The 4205-nt window shown below is 58.3% G+C and carries 5 protein-coding genes and 1 tRNA gene; 2 read left to right on the top strand and 4 right to left on the bottom strand.

Annotated elements, in window-relative coordinates; translation table 11 throughout:
• Window positions 1-223: 223 nt before the first annotated feature.
• Window positions 224-937 (top strand): aspartate/glutamate racemase family protein, encoded by a 714-nt coding sequence (locus tag AC1DWF_RS30680; protein WP_476782374.1) that lies wholly within the window; start codon window positions 224-226, stop codon window positions 935-937.
• Window positions 938-1138: 201 nt separating this feature from the next.
• On the opposite strand, the gene AC1DWF_RS30675 is transcribed toward AC1DWF_RS30680, so the two are convergent.
• Window positions 1139-1651 (bottom strand): AAA family ATPase, encoded by a 513-nt coding sequence (locus AC1DWF_RS30675; RefSeq protein ID WP_476787548.1) that lies wholly within the window; start codon window positions 1649-1651, stop codon window positions 1139-1141.
• Between the two features lie 76 nt (window positions 1652-1727).
• Window positions 1728-2129 carry a hypothetical protein gene (locus tag AC1DWF_RS30670; RefSeq protein ID WP_476804268.1) on the bottom strand — a complete coding sequence of 134 codons (402 nt, stop codon included), beginning with the start codon at window positions 2127-2129 and terminating at the stop codon, window positions 1728-1730.
• A gap of 791 nt (window positions 2130-2920) precedes the next feature.
• On the opposite strand from AC1DWF_RS30670, the gene AC1DWF_RS30665 reads away from it, so the two are divergent.
• A tRNA-Val gene (locus tag AC1DWF_RS30665) sits at window positions 2921-2986 on the top strand.
• 39 nt (window positions 2987-3025) lie between these two features.
• Here the strand turns inward: AC1DWF_RS30665 and AC1DWF_RS30660 are convergent.
• On the bottom strand, window positions 3026-3400 hold the full coding sequence (locus tag AC1DWF_RS30660; protein ID WP_476782377.1) for an MmcQ/YjbR family DNA-binding protein: 375 nt from the start codon (window positions 3398-3400) through the stop codon (window positions 3026-3028).
• A gap of 217 nt (window positions 3401-3617) precedes the next feature.
• On the bottom strand, window positions 3618-4205 hold a 588-nt coding region (locus AC1DWF_RS30655; protein WP_476842460.1), incomplete at its 5' end, for a GGDEF domain-containing protein.

Below are 4205 nucleotides of genomic sequence, written 5' to 3'. Positions count from 1 at the left end.
GCCACGAAGCATCCGAGAGAGCAAGCCGGTAAACCACTCCCGGCAGTCAAGGGTATAACCCGACAACAGGCCCCGTGCGCTCCTGGGAGCGGCGGGGCCATTTTTTGGTCCGGGAATTGTGCGGCGATTTCCTGCTGGCGATCTCTTGCGCAGCCGGTTTGCAATGCCGATCTGCGTTGCACTGCCGTGAATGGGAGCGGTGGCAAAGCTGGGGGAAGTTGTCATGACAGTTCGCCAGACAAAGCTGATCGGGTTGCTGGGCGGCATGAGCTGGGAATCCAGCGCGCTTTATTACCGGCTGCTGAATACTGCCACGCATCGGCGCATGGGCGGGCATCACAACGCACGCTCGCTGATGTTCACGCTCGATTTCGACGAGCTCAATGCGCTTGCCGCCCAGGGCGACTGGAAAAAAGTGGCGGCAGTGATTTCGGATGCGGCGCGCAGCCTGGAAAAGGCCGGTGCCGAATTCGCCATGCTTACGGCGGTCACAGCCCATACGGTGGCCGACCAGGTGGCGGAGGCGATCGGCATTCCGCTGCTGCATATCGTTGATCCGACAGGTGAAGCGATCCGTGCCAAGGGCCTCGCGCGCGTCGGGCTTCTGGGCACGCGTTACACGATGGAACTGGGCTTTTTCGCCGAGCGGATGCGGAAACAATTTGGCATCGAGGTGATCGTTCCACCCGAGGACCAGCGCACGGCGCTGCACCGGATCATCATAGAAGAACTGACCCTTGGCGTGATCGAAGAAAAGTCCAAGCGAGCACTTTTGCGGATCGCAAACGACTTGGGCGCACGCGGCGCAGAAGCCGTCGTTGTCGCCTGCACCGAACTGCCGCTATTGCTCGATATGGATGCCTATCCGATGCCGGCCTTCGATGTGGTGAAGCTGCATGCCGAGGCGGCAGTGGAGCGGGCGTTGGGGGAGAGCTGAGGCGGGCGACATTGGCCACAGTCACACACTGGATGGCAGAGGGCGCAAAACCGACCAACGGAACCGAGCGTCCTGAGCCGATGAGGGCGATGCCCAGCGGTGGAGTAGCCCAGTAGGCCGTCGCGCTCACAACGCGAAGGTCGCAGGTTCAAATCCTGCCCCTGCAACCAGATCGAAACAACGGCAAGCACGGCGATTACGTCACCCACTGAGTACGGTGTCTACCACTTGCTCTACGTTCATAGCGGATGAATCGATCCAATGACCGATACGAGGCGTCTCGCGGGAAAGGGCATCGGCAAGGACAGAGGGAGGGAACCCGTCGGAATATCCAGTCTTTGACCGGTCTCTATCCCGCTGAGCCAAGACTTCCGCTGAAGGGGCCAATACCACCACTCGCGGATTGAGGTCACAAAGGCGCTCGACGGCGGCGACCAGGTCATTCCCGATGAGAATGTCCTGGTAGACCACGGTGAAGCCCGCATCGAAATAGCGACGCACAGCATCAGTCGCGATCTGCTGCCGGAGGGTTAGCTGCGCCCGAGCTTCCGCGTCGAGAGTAGCTCCCATCGCCGCGGCGCCATTTACGATCATGCGGCGGAACACGTCGCCGCCGACGAGTGCAGATCTGGGGAAACGTTTGACCAGCGCTTTGGCAACGGTGGTTTTGCCGGCGGCCATGGCGCCGGTGATCACAAAGAGAGATTGAGCCATGCGGTTAGAGTACCTAGCCAGCTGACGTTTGCAATCAGATCAGGACGGCGGACGGACGAGGCTCAGGCCCGTGAAGTCAACCTTCGTAGGCGAAATATACTTTGCCGCGTGCAGGGTCGACGATGGTGAGGCTGCCCCCTCGACCATATGAGTAAAATGAGCCGGGGGTGGAAATGGCACGATTTGCTTCAGCATCGCGGCCTTCCTCGACAAAGATATCGTGATCGACGAATTTGACGATCGATATCTGACCATCGAAAGTCGGTTTCATCGAATCCGTCGACGGGTCGTAACTTTGCAACTCTCGGTCCCCCTTATCTAAAGGGGTGGTGCGCCATTTACTGGTGCCGCCGTCGAGCAAAGCAGCAAGCTGGTCGCCTTGCGCGCGCCCACTCTGCACTGGCAGCCGTGAGGGTATAAACGACGAAGCCTGCCTCATTGTCACCCGGCATAAAGCCAAGGCCAAAGTTCTCTTCAAGGCGGTACTCTACCAGCGACAATTCAAGGGGGGGCAGGTAGACGTGCCTGATCTGGCCCTCGATCCACGATCACGGAACGGACGTAGAGGCAGACTACGACAACCAAACCGACGGCAACGATGGTCCTGCGCCGATTGGAAGCAGTCATATGAAACCTCGAAAAGAGAAGGGATGGGAAGCGAGCGGTCCAGCCGGCCTGATCACCACCAACCGATCGTTGCGCCGAATGGATGGATGCCGGCGAGGAGCGCGCCAACGCATCTCTTCCCAATTAACCGTGGCTTTGGCGGTCATGGTTCCCCTCCCTGCATGAAACCCCAAGGGACCACACATGGCGCGGACCGACAAGCAGCAGCGCTTCATCGCCGAATACCTCGTCGATCTAAACGCTGCGCCCCTGGTGGAGCAGCCCGGTAGCTCGCCAGCCTCATAAGCTGGAGGACGCAGGTTCAAATCCTGCCCCTGCAGCAAGATCATGAAACGGGTGGCTCAGTCCATGAAGGCGCGTCACCATAGCTTCATCTCAAATGATGAGGCATGCCATGGTGACCGGGTTCCTTGCATTCCACCAGATAGCCGCGCAACGAGGAGATGGGCTTCGCCCAGAGCTGGTCAAGGCGCCAAGCCGCCCGAACCTGGTGCCGACGCTTCATCAGGCGATAACGATTGAACAACTCAAAGTGTTGAACTCAAAGGGGACCCTATCCGACCCCCGACCCAGGGAAGCAATTCGGGAGTAGCGCCCCGATTGGGATCGCCGCTTGGTTGGATGCCGGGCAGCAGTTTAGCAGGGTGGCGCGAAGGTCAGCGCGTACGGTTCACAACCGGAAGGCCCTCGGTTCAAATCCGATCCCCAATCAAATTGGGCGCTTCGTTATGGATTGTTCAAGGAAAGCTATTGGGCCTTCGTTATCTCATAGCTCTTATCGATAAGTGCGTAGATAGCGCTATCTTTGACCGAACCGTCCAGGAGCACTGTGATCCAGTTCTCCTTGTTCATGTGGTAGCCGGGAAAGATGCTTTTCCTGTCGATGAGCGAACCGATCAGCGCCGGGTCGCACTTCAAATCCAGTATGTCGACAGTTCCTTCCCCAGAKATCCCCAGCTTCTGTTTCGGAACAATCAGCATAGCAGCATACCATTTCGAGTTGCTCTTATTCCGCAAAATGGCGTTGTTTGGAAATTTGGCCCAAAGGAACTCCGGTTCGGTTCCGTATTGTGTTTTCACATATTTGAGGACCGTGTTCAGGCCGGGACTGTTGAATGCCATTTCTCATCTCCTTTTCAGAAGGCGTCGCACGACCAATTCAATCCCGCCTCATAGGTAATCAGACGTGGCGCTAACCGACAAGCAGCAGCGCTTCGCTGGCGAATACCTTGTCGATCTGAACAGAGTGCAATGGAGAAGGGCCAGCCTGCCGACGATGTTGGCGAAACAAGAAAGCCGAACAACGAAGCGAATTGGCCACGTTCGCCAGATCGCAATGTCAGAATTTCGCGGATCCATTGCGACGATGCGTGGTGGCGTCGCCTGAGTTCCCTAGATGCTGCCCGATCAATTCGGAGCGGACGTCGATGAGATCGCCGCTGGATTTTGCTGCGTACATCAGCCTGTCGGCCTGGTCCAGAAGGGCGTCGAACGACACGCCAGCCGACGCCTCGGCTAGGCCAATCGCGGCGCCGACCTGGATCAGGTTTTCGTCGATCATGATCAGTTCCGCGATCGCTTTTGCCAGATCGAAGTAGCGGGCAAGCGAAAACGGGTCACCGGCCTCGTACGAAGACACAATCCCGAACTCGTCGCCGCCAAGGCGAGCGACGAAATCCCCTTTGCTGCCCCACGCGACGAGCCTGCTGGCGATGACCTGAAGCAGCCGATCGCCTGTCGAATGTCCGAACCTGTCATTGACGCGCTTGAAGCGGTTGAGGTCGATGTAAGCCAGGAACAGCCGCGTTTCCGACGACAATTTGGCCAACGCTCCGCGCAGATGAGTTTCGAAGGAGGATCGGTTTTGGATGCCGGTCATCACATCGACTTGCGCGGCATGCAAGATCGCCTGCTCGAACGTCTTGCG

The organism is Aminobacter sp. P4_D5, assembly GCF_056401815.1.
This window is presented reverse-complemented; position numbering and strand designations above follow the sequence as displayed.